Source organism: Bacillus sp. URHA0034 (assembly GCF_056280405.1).
Window position 1 is genome coordinate 1,293,548 of the sequence record NZ_JBWCDK010000002.1, and the last position, 17,952, is coordinate 1,311,499.

The 17,952-nt window shown below is 38.4% G+C and carries 22 protein-coding genes; 7 read left to right on the plus strand and 15 right to left on the minus strand.

Features of this window, described 5'->3' with window-relative positions:
• Positions 1-48: 48 nt before the first annotated feature.
• Both ACZ9EE_RS08310 and ACZ9EE_RS08315 read right to left on the minus strand, forming a co-directional pair.
• The gene (locus ACZ9EE_RS08310; protein WP_476026154.1) at positions 49-1,257 is read right to left on the minus strand and encodes an FtsW/RodA/SpoVE family cell cycle protein; all 1,209 of its coding nucleotides are present in this window, start codon (positions 1,255-1,257) and stop codon (positions 49-51) included.
• Between the two features lie 187 nt (positions 1,258-1,444).
• Complete coding sequence (locus tag ACZ9EE_RS08315; RefSeq protein ID WP_235744290.1) at positions 1,445-1,726, minus strand: Fpa/YlaN family protein; 282 nt, start codon at positions 1,724-1,726, stop codon at positions 1,445-1,447.
• 247 nt (positions 1,727-1,973) lie between these two features.
• Here ACZ9EE_RS08315 and ACZ9EE_RS08320 point away from each other — a divergent pair, with 247 nt between their 5' ends.
• Complete coding sequence (locus ACZ9EE_RS08320; protein ID WP_476032901.1) at positions 1,974-2,471, plus strand: peptidyl-prolyl cis-trans isomerase; 498 nt, start codon at positions 1,974-1,976, stop codon at positions 2,469-2,471.
• Between the two features lie 69 nt (positions 2,472-2,540).
• On the opposite strand, the gene ACZ9EE_RS08325 is transcribed toward ACZ9EE_RS08320, so the two are convergent.
• On the minus strand, positions 2,541-3,869 hold the full coding sequence (locus tag ACZ9EE_RS08325; RefSeq protein WP_476026155.1) for a PhoH family protein: 1,329 nt from the start codon (positions 3,867-3,869) through the stop codon (positions 2,541-2,543).
• A gap of 211 nt (positions 3,870-4,080) precedes the next feature.
• On the opposite strand from ACZ9EE_RS08325, the gene ACZ9EE_RS08330 reads away from it, so the two are divergent.
• Complete coding sequence (locus ACZ9EE_RS08330; protein ID WP_476026156.1) at positions 4,081-4,668, plus strand: YhcN/YlaJ family sporulation lipoprotein; 588 nt, start codon at positions 4,081-4,083, stop codon at positions 4,666-4,668.
• Between the two features lie 42 nt (positions 4,669-4,710).
• Here the strand turns inward: ACZ9EE_RS08330 and ACZ9EE_RS08335 are convergent, their stop codons facing one another.
• Positions 4,711-5,166, minus strand: coding sequence for a pyridoxamine 5'-phosphate oxidase family protein (locus tag ACZ9EE_RS08335; RefSeq protein ID WP_476026157.1), 456 nt, complete (start codon positions 5,164-5,166; stop codon positions 4,711-4,713).
• Between the two features lie 170 nt (positions 5,167-5,336).
• Here ACZ9EE_RS08335 and ACZ9EE_RS08340 point away from each other — a divergent pair, with 170 nt between their 5' ends.
• Positions 5,337-5,537, plus strand: coding sequence for a YlaI family protein (locus ACZ9EE_RS08340; RefSeq protein ID WP_476026158.1), 201 nt, complete (start codon positions 5,337-5,339; stop codon positions 5,535-5,537).
• A gap of 97 nt (positions 5,538-5,634) precedes the next feature.
• Here the strand turns inward: ACZ9EE_RS08340 and ACZ9EE_RS08345 are convergent, their stop codons facing one another.
• Genes ACZ9EE_RS08345 through typA form a run of 3 tightly spaced genes read right to left on the minus strand, consistent with a single transcriptional unit; the run spans position 5,635 to position 8,115 of the window.
• Positions 5,635-5,925 (minus strand): hypothetical protein, encoded by a 291-nt coding sequence (locus ACZ9EE_RS08345; RefSeq protein ID WP_476026159.1) that lies wholly within the window; start codon positions 5,923-5,925, stop codon positions 5,635-5,637.
• 1 nt (position 5,926) lies between these two features.
• Positions 5,927-6,256, minus strand: a complete 330-nt coding sequence (locus tag ACZ9EE_RS08350; RefSeq protein ID WP_476026160.1) for a YlaH-like family protein — start codon at positions 6,254-6,256, stop codon at positions 5,927-5,929.
• Positions 6,257-6,276: 20 nt separating this feature from the next.
• On the minus strand, positions 6,277-8,115 hold the full coding sequence (gene typA, locus ACZ9EE_RS08355) for a translational GTPase TypA (protein WP_476026161.1): 1,839 nt from the start codon (positions 8,113-8,115) through the stop codon (positions 6,277-6,279).
• Between the two features lie 160 nt (positions 8,116-8,275).
• Here typA and ACZ9EE_RS08360 point away from each other — a divergent pair, with 160 nt between their 5' ends.
• Positions 8,276-8,461 (plus strand): YlaF family protein, encoded by a 186-nt coding sequence (locus tag ACZ9EE_RS08360; RefSeq protein ID WP_476026162.1) that lies wholly within the window; start codon positions 8,276-8,278, stop codon positions 8,459-8,461.
• A 61-nt stretch (positions 8,462-8,522) separates the two neighbouring features.
• On the opposite strand, the gene ACZ9EE_RS08365 is transcribed toward ACZ9EE_RS08360, so the two are convergent.
• Positions 8,523-9,320, minus strand: a complete 798-nt coding sequence (locus ACZ9EE_RS08365) for an inositol monophosphatase family protein (RefSeq protein ID WP_476026163.1) — start codon at positions 9,318-9,320, stop codon at positions 8,523-8,525.
• 255 nt (positions 9,321-9,575) lie between these two features.
• Positions 9,576-9,770, minus strand: coding sequence for a hypothetical protein (locus ACZ9EE_RS08370; RefSeq protein WP_476026164.1), 195 nt, complete (start codon positions 9,768-9,770; stop codon positions 9,576-9,578).
• Positions 9,771-9,946: 176 nt separating this feature from the next.
• On the opposite strand from ACZ9EE_RS08370, the gene ACZ9EE_RS08375 reads away from it, so the two are divergent.
• Positions 9,947-10,579: a YktB family protein gene (locus tag ACZ9EE_RS08375; protein ID WP_476026165.1), complete on the plus strand. Its 633-nt coding sequence runs from the start codon at positions 9,947-9,949 to the stop codon at positions 10,577-10,579.
• A 38-nt stretch (positions 10,580-10,617) separates the two neighbouring features.
• On the opposite strand, the gene ACZ9EE_RS08380 is transcribed toward ACZ9EE_RS08375, so the two are convergent.
• Positions 10,618-10,890 (minus strand): UPF0223 family protein, encoded by a 273-nt coding sequence (locus tag ACZ9EE_RS08380; protein WP_476026166.1) that lies wholly within the window; start codon positions 10,888-10,890, stop codon positions 10,618-10,620.
• Between the two features lie 39 nt (positions 10,891-10,929).
• Entirely contained in the window at positions 10,930-11,889 is a 960-nt protein-coding gene (locus tag ACZ9EE_RS08385; protein ID WP_476026167.1) for an NAD(P)H-dependent flavin oxidoreductase, read from the minus strand.
• Between the two features lie 212 nt (positions 11,890-12,101).
• Between ACZ9EE_RS08385 and ACZ9EE_RS08390 the strand changes: the two genes are divergently transcribed.
• Complete coding sequence (locus ACZ9EE_RS08390; protein WP_476026168.1) at positions 12,102-13,574, plus strand: aminotransferase class I/II-fold pyridoxal phosphate-dependent enzyme; 1,473 nt, start codon at positions 12,102-12,104, stop codon at positions 13,572-13,574.
• 97 nt (positions 13,575-13,671) lie between these two features.
• On the opposite strand, the gene ACZ9EE_RS08395 is transcribed toward ACZ9EE_RS08390, so the two are convergent.
• From ACZ9EE_RS08395 to ACZ9EE_RS08405, 3 genes are all read right to left on the minus strand, one after another.
• Positions 13,672-14,124 carry a transposase gene (locus tag ACZ9EE_RS08395; protein WP_476026169.1) on the minus strand — a complete coding sequence of 151 codons (453 nt, stop codon included), beginning with the start codon at positions 14,122-14,124 and terminating at the stop codon, positions 13,672-13,674.
• Between the two features lie 347 nt (positions 14,125-14,471).
• Positions 14,472-14,993, minus strand: a complete 522-nt coding sequence (locus ACZ9EE_RS08400) for a transposase (protein WP_476026170.1) — start codon at positions 14,991-14,993, stop codon at positions 14,472-14,474.
• Positions 14,994-15,199: 206 nt separating this feature from the next.
• Positions 15,200-15,322: a GapA-binding peptide SR1P gene (locus ACZ9EE_RS08405; protein ID WP_476026171.1), complete on the minus strand. Its 123-nt coding sequence runs from the start codon at positions 15,320-15,322 to the stop codon at positions 15,200-15,202.
• Positions 15,323-15,601: 279 nt separating this feature from the next.
• On the opposite strand from ACZ9EE_RS08405, the gene ACZ9EE_RS08410 reads away from it, so the two are divergent.
• Positions 15,602-16,036 (plus strand): DUF1885 family protein, encoded by a 435-nt coding sequence (locus ACZ9EE_RS08410; RefSeq protein WP_476026172.1) that lies wholly within the window; start codon positions 15,602-15,604, stop codon positions 16,034-16,036.
• A 500-nt stretch (positions 16,037-16,536) separates the two neighbouring features.
• Here ACZ9EE_RS08410 and lpdA read toward each other — a convergent pair whose 3' ends face one another.
• Positions 16,537-17,952 (minus strand): dihydrolipoyl dehydrogenase, encoded by a 1,416-nt coding sequence (lpdA, locus tag ACZ9EE_RS08415; protein WP_476026173.1) that lies wholly within the window; start codon positions 17,950-17,952, stop codon positions 16,537-16,539.

Here is a 17,952-nt window from a genome sequence, read left to right on the forward strand (position 1 = left end):
TCTATGTATTTTTAAAAACGCAAGGGAATTACTTCCCCCGCGTCTTCATTAAAGATAATAAACCTTTCCATCCTCAGTCTTTAGCCTTTTGTCAGCTTGATCTTGTTTATTTTTATATTTACTCTCATATTTCACAAACATCGAAACATTAACCAGTATACCTGAGGCTCCCGCAAGCATTAATAGCGAAGACCCGCCATAGCTGATAAATGGAAGTGGTACACCGGTCAATGGAATAACACCAGATACCCCTGCCAAGTTAATAAAAGACTGAATGCCGATCATACTAGAAATGCCAAACGCTAATAAACTGCCAAACGGGTCTTTACATTTCATCCCGATATGAATTCCTCGTAAAACGATATAGGAAAGAAGGAGAATAACAAAACCTACACCCCAAATCCCTAATTCTTCTGCTATTATTGCCATGATAAAGTCGGTATGTGACTCTGGCAGATACCCTAGTTTTTGGATACTTTTTCCCAATCCCAGTCCATTTACTCCGCCCGAACCAATTGCGATAAACGAGTTCGCCAAATGGAAGCCGGCATCCTTCACATATTTTTCATCAAAAGGATTGCCCATTACTTCAAAACGGCTCATTTGTTCCGGAGAAAATATTTTACCCCAAGAGACAAGAACAAGCGGAAGGACGACGATAAGAACCATCAAAGCTAATTTCGAAATCGTTTTTAAATTCATGCCAGATGCGATAATGATGGTTCCGGCAATCGCTGCAATAATCACAGCTGTTCCAAAGTCTGGCTGGGCGGCAATCATAGCACAGACAATAAATAGATATACTAAAGGCGGAAGTACCCCCTTATTGAACTGGTTAATATACGGTTGTTTTTTTGCATAAACGGACGCCAAATAAATGATGACACCCAGTTTTACAAATTCAGACGGCTGAAAGAGAAAAGAGCCAAGTTGATACCAGCTTTGGGCATTATTCTTTACTTGTCCAAAAACAAAAAGGCCTAGTAATGATGCAATCGAGGCAATTACCATCGGTGCCTGAAACCATTTCGTAAAGTTCATTATTTTATAAGGAACTAATGCTGTTATTAGAAAGATTACAGCAAATACTAATAAAAATATTTTTTGCCTTTGGTAGAAAAAGTCAGGTTTTACTTGGTAACGCTGGACTGCGTAGGCCATACTCGCACTATAAATCATCACAAGTCCAAACGCACACAAAAGGATGATAGCAATAACCAAGGTATAATCATATGATTTTAATATTTTTTTCAGCATTTAAGACGTCCTCATTTTCAAAAATTGATAGAATACCATTCTATTATAATAGAAAATACGTGGCAATACTTGAGGAAATTCTCCTTTGTTACAATATTTTAATAATGAATATTCAAAATATAATTCCTCTTATGTATAATAAAAAACCCAAACACTACTTCGTATTGTTTGAGTTCTTATTTATGCATTATTTTTTTAAGGACGCATCATGAAGAGCAGACAATTCTCTCTCTAATTGATCTAAAATCGTTTTCCCATCCTTAACATCTATTAAGCCTAATCTTACAGCAAAGTCTATTTCTCTTGAAAGGCCAAACATTTGTGTATCCAATACCTCTTCATAAAGAGGGCATTGAGGCATCGTGAGATTGTCCATTTGCACTTTGATAAGCTTTAATATCTTTTCAGCGTCAGCCTGGAGCAAGGCATAGGCTTTTTCATGGTGATTCACGATCATTTCAGACGCCAACATTGATCCCCCCATTTCAGAGCGATAATTCAACTTATCTATAAATTTTACCGTTTACACCACAAAATTGCAAGAACAATAAAGGATATTCACAAAAGGAGTTACTTTTATGACAATAAAGACAAAAAAAGCTATACTAAGAAAGCGGTATTATAAAATTTAATAATGAAAAACTAGACTTTTTTGTGAATTTTAGTGGTTAAGGAAAGACAAACGGCCAAAAGGCAAGATTTGAGGGGGATGAATGATGGAAAATATTTTAACAATAACAGGGAATGTAAACTTTACAATTACTCTTGATCCCGGTGTTTGGATTTTTGATGACCGCCGGGTTGATTTAACCACTTACTTTTCAAATGGAACGGAGACTTCCGATTCTGTTGAGGCCTATACCAAAGCTGTTTCTAAACACTGGGACCGTGAAATAATGGAAGGGGCCATTTATCCCCCAACGTTAAAGACCGAAAAGAAATTCGAAAAAGAAAAGGTATTGACCGGTACTTTCGGAATTCCCTTTAAACCTTTTTTGTTAAATTCGGAGCCAGCTCCTGAAGCGAAAAACTTGGTTGTCCATACCACAACGGAGGAAATCGAAATTCCATTAGAAACGGCATATAAGCTTATTTTAGGTTACTCAAAGAATGGTAAACCATTAACTTCTGATGGACCCGTCCATATTTATTATGGTGATGGTTCCAACAAGGATAACCCGTTTACAAATATAACGGGCTTTACCATAAAATAAGCGGCATATTGTAATTACTGCCTAAACGGGTGCCAATTGGCACCCGTTTTAGACACGTCTAACCCCAGCCTAAAGCAAATCTGCTGCCAATCGTGCCAAGCCTGAGCGTTCCCCTTTCAACAACTTAACGTGTCCGGAAATTTCCTGATCTTTAAACTTCTCCACTACATACGTTAATCCATTGTTATAGGCGTCAAGATAGGGATGGTCAATCTGTTCAGGATCTCCCATTAACACAATCTTACTGCCCTCCCCTACCCTCGTTAAAATCGTTTTCACTTCATGCTTGGTTAAGTTTTGTGCCTCATCGATAATAATGAACTGCTTTGGCAGACTTCGACCGCGGATATAGGTTAATGCCTCCACCTCAATGGAGCCCATCCCGGCTAGAATTGCATCAAGCTCCCCTGGCTTTTTCGTATTAAATAGATATTCTAAGTTATCATATATTGGCTGCATCCAAGGTCTAAGTTTTTCTTGTTTTTCTCCCGGCAAAAACCCAAGGTCTTTTCCCACAGGAACAATCGGTCTTGCCACCAAAAGCTTTTTGTATTCTCTAAAATCCTCCGTTTGCATTAAACCAGAAGCTAGTGCAAGCAAGGTTTTTCCTGTCCCTGCTTTACCAGTTAATGTAACAAGCGGGATATCCTTGCGTAACAATAATTCGATCGCCATCGTCTGCTGCACGTTTCGGGAGTGTATTCCCCATACATGCTCTTGATTTAAGGTTAATTTTTTTACTTTCTTACTGGTTTTATCAACCATCCCGATGGCAGAAGCAGAACTGCCAAGGATATCCTTCATGATTAGGAATTGATTCGGATAGAACGGATGGTTAGCTACCTCAGAAAGTGATAACTCACCTTTTTCATAAAAACGGCCTAATAATTCGATTGGAAGCTTTAATTCGAAAAAACCCGTATATATATGTTCCACTTCAACCACTCGGTCATTTAAAAAATCCTCTGCCGTAAGTCCAATCGCATCTGCTTTTACTCGTACCAATGCATCCTTGCTAACAATTATTACTGGCTTACCATTTTCTTTTGCTTGTTCCTCTAAGTATAAATTCTTTGCCACCGCTAGAATGCGATTATCATTTGTTTTTTCAACAAATATATCTTGAAGTTCGTGAAAAGATCGGTGGTTTAACTCAATCCTAATGGTTCCCCCATTCTCAAGAGGAATTTTCTCATGAAGTTTTCCTGCGGCTCTCAAACCATCGATTAAACGCGATACCTGTCTGGCATTTCTGCCAACTTCATCCATATATCTTTTCTTTGAGTCCACTTCTTCAAGGACCACTGCGGGGATCACAACTTCATTATCTTCAAACGAATAAATGGAATACGGGTCTTGGAGCAAGACATTTGTATCTAACACGTATATTTTACTCAAAGCAACGCCTCCTGCTTCACTGGTGTATGGCATGATAAATTTGTTTCAACAACCCTTTGCTAGATTGGACTTTGGTAAAATATATGTTTATTGGAATAAAGATAGAAGACGTTCCGCACAATAATTGTTATTAAGACTAATATAACTTGTATGCGAGTCTACTGGTCAAGCCCAATTAACCATTAATTAGTCATCTTGGAGGTGGATAATAATGAAAAAATTTCTTTTAATAACAGCCATCAGTTTACTATTAACAGGCTGCAGCACCACGGACAAAAAGGAGAATGCCAATAACGGCAATCAACTAGTGAACGTTAAGAACAGTTATATTAACCATGTAGACCGGAAGTCCGGGCAGGAAATTTCCAAACGTCTCGTTGGGCTTGCAACTAGTATTCCAAACGTGTCGGATGCAACGGCAGTAGTTTTAGGGAAATATGCCATTGTTGGCATTGATGTTAATGCCAAGATTGATCGTTCACAGGTTGGATCCATTAAGTATTCTGTTGCAGAAAGTTTAAGAAAGGATCCGTATGGGGCCAAAGCGATTGTTGTGGCAGATGCCGACACGAATCAGCGTTTACGGGAAATACAAGCGGATATTAAAAAAGGCAGGCCAATACAAGGAATTATGGAGGAACTCGCAGATGTCGCAGGGCGATTAATACCTGAAGTACCTGGCGATTTAATCACACCAAGTCCAAAAAACGCAACTGAAAAACCGGACCATAAACTTAAGGGGAATGAAGAAAAGAAACTCAATAAAGAGCAAGAGGACCAATCGAATCACTATAAGTAACAAATGCAAATTTAACAATCAGATAAAAAAGCTTAGTTTTCACTAAGCTTTTTTCATTGCCTCCATGACTTGATTATCAAGCCTCTCAGCCGCTTTCTTATCATAGGTTTTATCATACTGAACTTCTGTCACAATTTTCGATCCGTAAAACATAACGTCTCTGACTTCAGTAATCGAGACTTCTACCATTGCCAATTTCAATGGAACATCTGGTAATCGTTCTTCTTTAACGTGCGCTTGCCCTTGAATCGAGTATGTAGATTCATTTGCAATTAAATTAATCACAACTTGATTATTTTTATTGATATTCTCTAATATTCTAGAACGATTATCGACCGCAAAATAGATGGTTCCTTCGTCTTTAGCCAGCACCCAGGATATTGCACTCACGTTAGGACCGCCTGTTTCATAATCAATCGTTGCCAAAGTGACGAATCGCTCTTTTTGCAGTTCATCAAATAATGGCTGGATTAGTTTTGGTTCGACTTGATTTGCCATTTTTACACAACCCCTTTAATCATTCCTTTAAAAAACAGATATTCTCATATTACTACTATCCCTATTTTTCATCAACTCTAACCAATTGATTTACCCGTAGTCGTATTGTCATGGTATACTATAATACAAAACATTCTGTTATTCGAAAGAAGAATGAAAGAGGTGCTTGAATGAGAGTAAAATGTGTAATTTGCGATAAGATAGAACCTATAGACGATGAATCATTAATTGCTAAACGACTTCGGAATCGTCCCATTCATACATATATGTGTAATGACTGCAGTGTTAGAATTGCCGACAAAACCAATGCACGAATGCATTCAGGTAATTTCCGCTTATACCGTCCGAAATCTGATAAGGATGAATGGTGATTATAAGTTAATGAATCCAATAAAAAAACGCTTGTATATCAACGTATACAAGCGTTTTTTATTTTAAACTTACTGCTGCAGCTCTAGGACTGCAGTTTTAATCATTCGGATAGTCCTTATACTTTTCGGGCTCTTGGTTAATTTGATTGATCATGATTTCAATTAATTCGCGGGGATAACGACCCTTTTTCGTTTCCTCTCCCTGTTGATACGAAATATAATACATCAGATCATCTTTTGTTATTTCGATATTAGAGACAGAATGCTGTGAAGTGAGCATTTCCTCAAAGAATTCCCGTGTTTCAATCGCTGCTTTGTCATCAGGGCGGGCATCACAAACCACTTTTATTGTGAGCCAATTATATAGTGCATCCTGTAGGGATTGCATTCTATTCCCCCCCTGCTGCTTCACTATTCGCCTGCTTTTTCGATTGATGGAGACGGAATTTATAAATGATTAATAATACCGCCGCAACACCTAACCCTTCCGCAATTGGTAATGCGTAGGAGAAAAACAACAACATTAAGCATCCAATACAAAGGCTGAAATAGATCACAATATTTTTGCCAAGGGGCAGCTTTTTTGCAAAACCTAAACGATAAACAATAACTGATAAAATAACAATAAAGATATATTGTAAAATAACACCAGTTTGAATATCGTTCGTAAGTTCAATAAAGAATCTTAAACTGGGCGAGAAAGATCTTAATTCTTCCACGGGTTTGCACCTCTCAATAGTTAACTCAATTCAGCATATTTTTTCTTTTTAGCCATTCTTTCCCGTTCATTTTTATCAAGAATTTTCTTTCTTAAACGAATTGATTCGGGTGTGACTTCACAATATTCATCGTCATTTAAGTATTCTAATGATTCTTCTAATGTCATAATCCTAGGTTTTTTAATGACAGACGTTTGATCCTTGTTTGCAGAACGAATATTAGTTGCATGCTTTACCTTTGTGATATTTACAGTAATGTCGTTTTCACGAGTGTGCTCTCCAACGATCATTCCTTCATAAATATCAGTACCAGGTTCAACGAAGATTGTTCCACGGTCCTCAACCTGCATAATTCCATAAGTAGAAGCTTTTCCTGATTCCATTGAGACTAGAACGCCTTGGCGTCTTCCACCGACTTGTCCTTGAAGCATAGGCTGGTAACTGTCAAACGTGTGATTAATAATTCCATAACCGCGAGTCATTGTTAAAAATTCTGTTGTATAACCAATTAAACCACGCGCAGGCACATTAAAGATTAAGCGCACTTGACCTGAGCCATTATTAATCATATCAAGCATTTCACCTTTGCGGGCTCCAATTGATTCCATAACGGCACCTGTATGCTCTTCAGGAACATCAATTTGAACACGTTCTACAGGCTCACAACGTACGCCATCAATTTCTTTTACAATTACTTCTGGTTTAGAAACTTGAAGTTCATAACCTTCACGACGCATATTTTCGATTAGAATAGATAAATGTAGTTCACCACGGCCTGAAACAATCCATGCATCTGGTGAATCTGTATTATCTACCCGTAAGCTGACATCTGTCTGCAACTGAGAACGGAGTCTTTCTTCAATCTTTCTAGAAGTCAAATACTTACCTTCTCTACCAGCAAATGGACTGTTATTAACTACAAATGTCATTTGTAAGGTAGGTTCATCAATTCGTAAGATTGGCAGAGCTTCTTGATGTTCTACAGGACAAACCGTTTCACCGACATTAATGTCCTCCATACCAGAAACGGCAATCAGGTCTCCGGCTTTTGCTTCTTCAATTTCTTGACGCTTTAAGCCAAAGAATCCAAAAATTTTAGTAACGCGGAACTGCTTAACAGACCCATCTATCTTCATTAAGGCTACCTGCTGTCCAACCTTCATCGTCCCGCGGAAGACACGACCGATTCCAATCCGGCCTACATAATCATTGTAATCAAGAAGGGCTACTTGGAATTGAAGCGGCTCATCACTATTATCCACTGGTGCAGGGATATGTTCGACAACGGCATCATATAATGACTGCATATTTTCGTCCTGTTTTTCAGGGTCAGTACTTGCAGTCCCATTAATTGCCGATGCATAAATGACCGGGAACTCAAGTTGGTCTTCGTTTGCTCCGAGCTCGATGAATAAATCAAGAACTTCATCAATTACTTCTAACGGACGGGCAAAATCACGGTCAATTTTATTGACGACTACAATTGGTGTTAAGTTTTGTTCCAAAGCCTTTTTTAATACAAAACGTGTTTGCGGCATACAGCCTTCATAGGCATCAACAACCAGTAAAACCCCATCAACCATCTTCATGATTCGTTCTACTTCACCGCCGAAGTCAGCGTGTCCCGGTGTATCCAAAATGTTGATACGAGTATCTTTATATTGAATAGCGGTATTTTTAGCAAGGATCGTGATTCCACGCTCTCTCTCTAAATCATTTGAATCCATGGCACGTTCTTCTACATGCTCATTTGTACGAAACGTTCCAGATTGTTTTAGCAGTTGATCCACCAATGTCGTTTTACCGTGGTCAACGTGCGCAATAATCGCTATATTACGTATATCATTTCTTATATTCAAAAATTTCCACTCCTACCTTTATCCATAAAATTATTTATAATTATAGTTTTTCATATACAACTAAAACATTATACCACATTTAAAGTGGAAACCTAAAATGATTTTATGTAATATATAAATAAACAAGCTAAAACGTGATAAGAAGAAGGGGTATGTGCTGATGAACAATGTGAAATGGCCTTTACTTTTTTATGCAATCCTCGCGGCAGCAAGTATTGTCGGAATCGGAATATCAATTAGTGAACACAGCGTAATTGGGGGCGTAGGCTGTATTGCAGCTGTGGTTGTTATTATGGGGATGGGTTTTAAAACCAAAAGAAAAATGCGTGAGAATGGAGAATTATAAAAGAAGCTCGGTGGACCCGGGCTTCTTTTTTTATTGCTTACTTAGCTGCCAACCAATCTGACTACCATTGACCGCCTTTTAAATATTCCTTTAAAATAGTCTGGTGAAGCCCTGGTTTTGCTGCGAACAAGGAATCTCTTGAGAGAAAATCAAGTTTTTCCCCTCTTAAATTTGTTACCACTCCACCAAGCTCTTCAATAATAACTGCACCTGCGGCAAAATCCCATGGTGCAAGCCTCATTGAAAAATAGGCATCTACCCTGCCTGCCGCTAAAAATACCATTTCAAGTGCAGCTGTTCCATACGATCTCGTCCCCCTAGCATCTCGCACTAACGGAATCATTAAATTGTGATCAATTCTTTTATTTTCAATAACCCATGTGGCATTAATAGCTAGAATGGATTCCTTAATGGCTGCTTCTTTGAGCATTGGTATAGGTTTTCCATTTATGTAAGCACCTTTTCCACGAAATGCGTGGTACAACTCATCATGGACTACATCATAAATCAAGCCAATTTTACCTACCCCATCTTCATATATACCGATAGAAATGGCAAAATTCCGTTGCTGGTGTATAAAATTCATCGTTCCGTCAATCGGATCAATTAACCAAACAATCCCTCCAAGGTCTTGAAGTTCATCTCCAAAACCCTCTTCACCCATTATTTTATGTTCAGGATAAATTGCTCTAATATGATGGATAAAGAATTGTTCAATTTCTTTGTCAATATTTGTAACTAAATCATTGGGATTTGATTTCGTTTCAATGTTTAACTTGGACTCAAAGGATAAACGGATTTTTTCTCCTGCTTCTTTAACCCATTGTTTTGCGTGGGCATCTATGGTTTCCCAATTCATAGCGTTCCTCCATTCCTGCATTTATTTCAATGTATGTAGTATGATGCACGTTTTATGATTTGATGTACTTCTAGCTTAATCAAATTGAGCTTACACAGCAACTTTTAGCGATTATCGTTCAACTCATCACACATAAGCACACAATAATAAACGAACTCCCCTCATCCCATTTGGAGTTCGTTCAAAACAAGCGATATAGATATATTATCTCTGCATGGTTCATTCCATCTGTATACTCCTTAGATTATAAATCGATCAAAAAGCCTTTAAACGTAATAATTCCAGGCGGATTTTTTCTAATTTTTGCTTGCACTCTTTCATTTTCTTTTCATTCTTCTCTTCAATTGCCTCGAATAATGTGGCCAATTCATAATCCATTTCTAATCTTAATACCGCTGTCTTTTCTTTTTCACTTGCTTTTTTTAGAGATGTATTCATTAGCTGCTTCACTACCACTTCCCCCTTTCATTTTTTACTAATTTTTCTGATTATTTGTTTTACTGTATAATATGAGCCGCCTAGATATGTTGCAACAAATATGTGCATTAACCTATACGAGCAACAAACTTCTTCGTTTTTCTTTCTTATGCTACAATAATTGACAAACAATTGTTGGAGGTAACAAAATGGATTTCGGCGGCTTTACAACTGAGGATTTTAATGTATTTCTAATAGATGGATTAGAAGCACGAATGGAAGCTTTAAAAAATACAGTTCGCCCGAAACTTGAGCAATTAGGTGAATACTTCGAACCAACGATATCCGCTCTAACGGGAGATGAAATGTTCATCCATGTGGCCAAACATGCACGACGAACGATTAATCCGCCAAAGGATACCTGGGTAGCCTTTGCCAATAATCCACGCGGCTATAAAATGCTCCCACATTTCCAAATTGGATTATGGAATACACATTTATTTATTTGGTTTGCTGTCATTTATGAAGCACCGCAAAAAGAGGTAATCGGTGAGCGCTTCATCAAAAAATCAGGAAAAATTCACAAGGAAATACCAAAAGAGTTTTCATGGTCTTTAGACCATACCAAGCCAGATACAATTAAACATCAACAATTAACTAAAGCAGACCTACTTGCTCAATTCGAGCGATTGAAGACCATTAAAAAGGCTGAATTATTATGTGGTTATACAATTGATCGTGACAAAGTGATTGAATTAGGGGCGGATGGTTTATTAGAACAAATTGAAGAGGTGTTTACTAAAGTCGCACCGCTTTATAAAATTGCCCAAAATATGAAATAAAGAAGAAACTCCCGACGGTAACGACGGGAGTTTCTTCTTTATTTCATAATAATTTTATCTCCAGTGGAGGCCTCTTTTGCTTTTTTAATGGTCCGATACGAAGAATACCCACTAATTTCTTCGAATTCTCCACAAAGCGTTTTTTCCTCTGCTTTGCTCGGAACAATCTCTTTGAACCGACGATAGGCCTTCATAACCTCATCTCGTTCAATCCCTTTTTCATATGCCTTCTCAATGGATTCAAAAAATTTAATCACATCGACAATTTCTTCCGTCGACCAACTGTAATCAATGGGGTACTGATATTCCATACAATCACCTGCTTTTCTATGCTAATGTGTATGATACCTCTATTCTCCCCATTTTGCACGAATTTGTTCGGCCTGATTTACCATTCGGGTAAAGAGTTCAGCGACTGTCGGCACATCTTTTATAAGACCCATAACCTGCCCTGCCCAAGCAAACCCACCTGCTGTCTCCCCATCGTATATGTACCGTTTATTAGCACTTCCACTTATAAAGTCTTTGAGCTGTTGATAATCACCATGATCTCCCTCTATCTCGAGGATTTTGTCTGTCCATTTGTTTGCAATGGCTCTGCCAGGTGCCCCTATGGTTCGTTTGATGACGACTGTATCACATTCGGTTCCTTCCACCAACGCTCGTTTGTACACCTCATGTGCGTGTACACACTCCTTTGTTGCGATAAATCTAGTCCCCATTTCAATACCTTCTGCCCCTAAACTCAGGGCAGCCATTAAGCCCCTTCCATCACCTATTCCTCCAGACGCAATCACAGGGATAGACACAGCATCTACTACTTGAGGTATTAAAACAAAAGTTCCAATATCGTCCCTGCCCAGATGTCCACCGCCTTCCTGTCCAACAACCATTACCGCATCGGCCCCCAGCTCCTCTGCCTTTATTGCCTGTCTCCTTGCAGCTACGAGTACAAGGGTTTTAATATCTGTACCCTTTAATTGTTCAAAGATAGGAGTTGGATTTCCGCCAGTCATCGAAACTACTGGTACCTTTTCATCGATGGCAACTTGAAGGAAATCTGAAAATGGTCTTCCTTGCTGTCCAATAGCAAAATTAACCCCAAATGGCTTATTCGTTAATTTTTTTACTTTTCTTATCTCAGCTCTAAGCAATTCAGGATTGGCAAGTGACATAGCCGTAATTTGACCAAGACCTCCTGCGTTTGATACAGCAGCAGCTAAATCTGAATATGCTAAATATGCCAACCCTCCTTGGATAATCGGAAACTGAATATTTAATAGATCGGTAATTCGTGTATGCCAATTCATTTGAACTCCTCCTTCACGTTTATTATTTTGTTTATTCGTCTTCAAAGGTTAATTTTCCTTTCTTTTAAGGGAAACTAACGTTAGGCAAAATTTATCAGTAAAGTTAAATTTAAATCCTTTAAAATACAAAGGAATAATGCTATAATTCCTTTGTTTTATGTCGAATAAAGACGAATAATCCGAGCATTTTTTATAAAGAGGTGTATTTACCATTGTCACAAGAACAAACACCGTTATTTAGCGGTTTAGTAGCACATGCGAAAAAAAAACCAATTCAATTCCACATTCCCGGCCATAAAAAAGGCGCTGGAATGGATACAGAATTCCGCCAATTTATTGGTGATAATGCTTTGTCCATAGACCTAATTAATATCGGACCTCTTGATGATTTACATCAGCCAAAGGGAATCATCAAACAGGCTCAGGATTTAGCAGCCGAAGCCTTTGGAGCGGATCGCACCTTTTTTTCCGTTCAGGGAACCAGCGGCGCAATTATTGCAATGATCATGGCGGTTTGCGGACCTGACGATAAAATTATAGTCCCAAGGAATGTTCATAAATCAATTATGTCAGCGATTGTTTTTTCTGGGGCCATTCCAGTTTTTATCCATCCCGAAATTGATAAAGATTTAGGTATCTCACATGGCATTACAACTGATTCAGTGGAAAAAGCCTTAAAACAGCACCCTGATGCAAAAGCAGTTTTAGTGATAAATCCTACTTACTTCGGAATTTCTGCAGACTTAAAGAAAATTGTGGAAATAGCTCACTCTCATCATGTTCCTGTACTTGTCGATGAAGCCCATGGTGTCCATATCCATTTCCATGATCAACTGCCGCTTTCAGCTATGCAGGCAGGGGCAGACATGGCAGCGACTAGTGTTCATAAATTGGGTGGCTCTATGACCCAGAGCTCGATTCTTAATGTACGAGAAGGACTTGTCTCGGCAAAGCACGTTCAATCCATTTTAAGCATGCTTACAACTACCTCAACATCGTATTTGCTGCTTGCTTCACTGGATGTAGCGCGTAAGCAGCTTGCAACAAAGGGCAAAGAGTTAATTGACAAAACCATAAAGTTATCCCAATCTATTCGGAAGAGAATTAATGAAATCGACCACATTCATTGTGTTGGTGAAGAGATCCTTGGTTCGAAAGCGACTTTTGATTATGACCCGACTAAACTAATTATTTCGGTTAAAAATCTAGGCTTAACCGGTTATGAAGTGGAAAAATGGCTTAGAGAAAAACATAATATTGAGGTAGAACTATCAGACCTTTATAACATCCTGTGCATCATTTCCCTAGGGGATACCGACGCTGAAGGGGACCTTCTAGTCAATGCATTAAGTGAGCTTGCCATCGAATGTGAGCATCGTGTTGGGCAGATTATACCATTAAAAGTTCTCCTCCCTGAAATCCCGGTCCTTGCACTAACACCGAGAGATGCATTTTATGCGGAAACAGAGGTTGTTCCAATGGAAGAATCTGAAGGCCGGATTATTGCAGAGTTTATAATGGTTTATCCCCCTGGTATTCCGATTTTCATTCCAGGTGAAATTATCACCAAAGAAAATCTGCATTACATTCGTGAAAACCTTGAAGCCGGCTTGCCTGTTCAAGGTCCTGAAGATGATGAGATTAAAACAATCCGAGTGATAAAAGAATATAAAGCGATTCAATAGAAGCAAAAAAATAGGATTCCAGTAATGGAATCCCATAGTGTTGAAAAACAACATCGTCAAGAAAATTCCTGAGAACTCTCAGGAATTTCTCTCTTTTTTAATATAGTAAATTGAATCGTTCATCCGCATCGTCTATCATTTTATATGTGAGGTGTAGACCAATATTCTGTAACGAGCGGAGTATGGTCCACTTTTTCAAGTTTTGAATGATGGCAGTCATCAAAACTTGTGTCATCACTTTTTGGGCTCCACGGTAACACGCATAGCGTAAACCGTGGAGTTCTTTACTATGCGCAAAACTTAATTCAATGGTAGCTGGTCGAACCAGCTTTAATATTTTTCCCCGGTACGATAACCGTTGTTCGTGCAACTTATCATATATTCCCTGATGAATTGATATTCGGAGAGTCCGGTCTTCCCCAGGTTTTTTGGCAAACGGACAACCATTACATCCTCCTTTCGGAGGCTTAAACTCATGATATCCCTGCCGGGTCGTTGTTTTATAATAAAACGGGACGCCACAAGGGCAGCTGTAAAGATCCTCTCTCACTTTCCGGAACTTTGTCTTGCGACATTGTGGATGTTCCTTCGTTGACGGACGCCGATATGAGATATAAGTAAATATCTTTCGCTCAAACAATCCTTGGGCCAATTTGGCATTATGGTATCCGGCGTCAAGGGCTATTTCCTTACAGTAGCTACAAACAAATTCCGTAAGGAATCCAACTGGGACAGGAGAATCTTATGGCCGGGCACATTGGCAGCGGTCACCTCGGTTCCAATAATAAAGTTGTGGAGGGTATCCACAATACGGTGTTCAAAGTATGCGAACCGTCCACGTTCATCGTGCTTTACGGATAATGCCGCATCGGGGTCAACAGGGGATTTATTTTTCTTTTATATATTCCTCTTTACCTCTTTCGCTTTGAGTGGTTTCTTGCCGTACCGGTTCCTGAAATCATTGATGACTTTAAGGTCTTCCTCATCTTCTTCAATAGCCATATCTACATTTTCGGACTCACGAATTCTCTTATTCGCATTTGCTTTTAATTCAGTTTCATTAGCTGCCCATGTTTCCAGCGACAAAAACCCCTCCCGGTTAATCTCAAGCAAATGCCGATTAAAAAGATTCAGCCAAAACTGCGGACCACCAAGGCGTTTCCACAGAAATTTTGAAATGGTGGAATGGTCTGGCACTTTTTGAAAGGGGGAAATCCCCAGAAACCATCGGTATGTCATGTTCTGTTGGACGTGTTCACAAGTAAGACGAACCGAACGGAAGCCTTCCAATTTCTGAATCATGAGGATTTTGATTAATATAACAGGATCAGCTGAAGGACGGCCATTTGGCTTAGGGTAGTACTTTTTCAGCTTCTCAAAAAGATGAAACCAGTCCATAACCTTGTCAATTTCAACCAATTTGTGTGAAGGATTATAAGCTTAAAGATAAAAGGCTCTATTTTGTTCCACTTCTTGTGGAGTGTAAGAGAAAAGCATAAAAAAAACCTCCTCTACAATAATGATTGTGAGGAGATTGTAAAAAAATTTTGACACTTTGTCCATTGACAAGTGACTTTATCAACAGAATGGGATTCCAGTAATGGAATCCTTTTTATTTTGTCTTATTATATTTCTTCGTCGTGTTTGTGGTCTTCGCAGCAATTACCTTTAGAATAGAGCACTGTAACTTTTTCATCTTCAAAATGATCAATAGTAGAATTACATGTTTGGCATACAATAGTACCCATTTGTTCAATCCCCTTTTCTTATTGAATGATGATAAATTTAAAACGCTTTCTAATATCCTTAACTCAATAATAATATATCACATTTAACTTTTCAAGCTTAATTTGTATGTCACATTAAATATTTTTTTATAATAAAAGACCTTTTTGAACATTTTATTGCTATCCATATAATAAATAGAACAATTGCTAATTTATTTAATGTATTTAATGTTGTCAGTACTTTTTAATCAGTGCTAGAATAGAATTGCATAGAACATGAACGAAAAAGGGGGAATGGTGATGGCTGTAAATGCATTTATTAAACTCGTGCCCTCATCCGGAAAACAAACGATCACAATTGAAGATGTAAAGGAATTATTTCATTACTATAAAAATATAACGGCAAAAACGGGTGACCAATTGAATTGGCAGTATGGAGAATCTGCATTTCCTTATGAAATAAAAGAAACGGAAGGTACGAAAGGAAAGGCATTTTATTTGCATTCTGACCATGAACGCTACAATGCAATTTTAATTGGTGTTGATAAGGAAACAGTAATAGAGGAAGATCGCACAGAAAGAGAGCAGCAATACATACAAGTTACATTACCTGAACAATCGACACATGGAGATAAAGGAAAAGCGAATGAATTTTGCAAATTTCTTGCAAAAAAACTGCAAGGAGAGCTCCACTTATTTAACGAAAGAATCATGTACTATTATCCAAGAAAATAACACAGAAAAAGACTCCTATATCAAAGGGGTCTTTTTTAGTGAACAAAAAGAGCCAGCGTATAATGGATTGATGTATAGAGCAATAAGCTCAGGGCAGTAATAAACAGCGTTTTTCGCCGCGATTTGGTGACATAATTCCCTAGCATGAATGCCAGGTAAAAGAATACAAAAAACATGATTACTTTATAAATGAGTTGATCATGCTTTGACAGCCATTCAATGAATGTATATCCGCTCCAAATAATAAATTGTAAAATGATCACTAGATAAGCCTTCATTTTATCACCACGCAAAATACAATGTTCTTTTTGGGTTACTGTTTCGTAATGATTGTGGTTTTTCGAGGTAGTGTTTAAAATATATGTTTCATTTCAAATTGTTAGAGATAATTTTCGGAAATCTTTTACCGACCTCCTCACATTTAATGCCTTATCTACTAGATAAATTCGCTCTTAATGAAAATAGTCCTTCCCCATTACAGGAAAGGACTTTTTTAAAGATTATTTTATAATATGAATTGGAGTACCTAGAGCAACTTCAGCTGCTTCCATTGTGATTTCTCCAAGAGTTGGGTGAGCATGGATAGTAAGTGCTAAATCCTCTGCTGTCATACCAGTTTCAATTGCTAAGCCTAGTTCAGCAATCATATCTGAAGCACTTGCTCCAGCAATTTGTGCACCAATAACGACCCCATCTTCTTTGCGAGTGATTAATTTCATGAAACCGTCACTGCTGTCTAGTGATAACGCACGGCCATTTGCAGCAAATGGGAATTTCGCAGCGATGACTTGGATTCCTTCTTCTTTAGCTTGTGCCTCAGTGTATCCAACAGAAGCCAATTCAGGGTCTGAGAATACTACAGCAGGAATACCTAAATAATCAATTTCAGAAGGATGCCCAGCGATTGCTTCCGCAGCAATTTTCGCTTCATAAGAAGCCTTATGAGCTAATTGAGGGCCTGCAACTACATCACCAATCGCATAAATATTGCTGACATTGGTACGGCATTGTTTGTCAATTTCAATCAAACCACGTTCGCTTAATTTAACACCCGCTTGCTCTAAGCCCATTTCGTCTGTATTTGGACGGCGGCCAACCATGACAAATACATAGTCAGCTTCGACTTTCTTCTCTTCACCTTTTGTTTCAAAGGTTACAACTACACCATTTTCAGTTTCTTCTACACCCTTAGCCAATGCATTTGTAAAGAATTCTGCACCACGTTTCTTCATTGTGCGCTTAACAAGTGAAGCCATTTGCTTATCAAATACGCCAAGACCTAAAATTTCGTCAGCACCTTCTAAGATGGTAACCTGACTGCCAAAGTTTGCATAGGCACCGCCAAGTTCGATCCCAATAACGCCACCGCCGATTACAACGATTTTTTCAGGGACTTCGTTTAAATTTAGAGCGCCTGTTGAATTAAGAACACGTTTAGAATATTTAAAAGCTGGCAATTCAATTGGACGAGAACCAGTTGCAATAATGGCATTTTTAAATGTATAAGTCTGAGCGGAATTTTCATCCATTACACGAAGTGTATTGGCATCAACAAAAAACGCCTCACCACGAACGATGTTAACCTTATTTCCTTTTAAAAGGCCTTCAACACCGCCAGTTAACTTTTTAACAATACCACTTTTAAATTCTTGTACTTTTGAAAAGTCGACTTTTACATTTTCAGCTGTGATACCAAAGGACTCAGAATGAACTGCTGTTTCATAACGGTGTCCAGCAGCAATCAAGGCCTTGGAAGGAATACAACCGACGTTTAGACATACGCCGCCAACATATTCTTTTTCAACAATCGTTACTTTTTGTCCTAACTGAGCAGCACGGATAGCTGCAACATATCCTCCAGGACCCGCACCGATGACTATAGTATCTGTTTCAATTGGGAAATCTCCAACTACCAT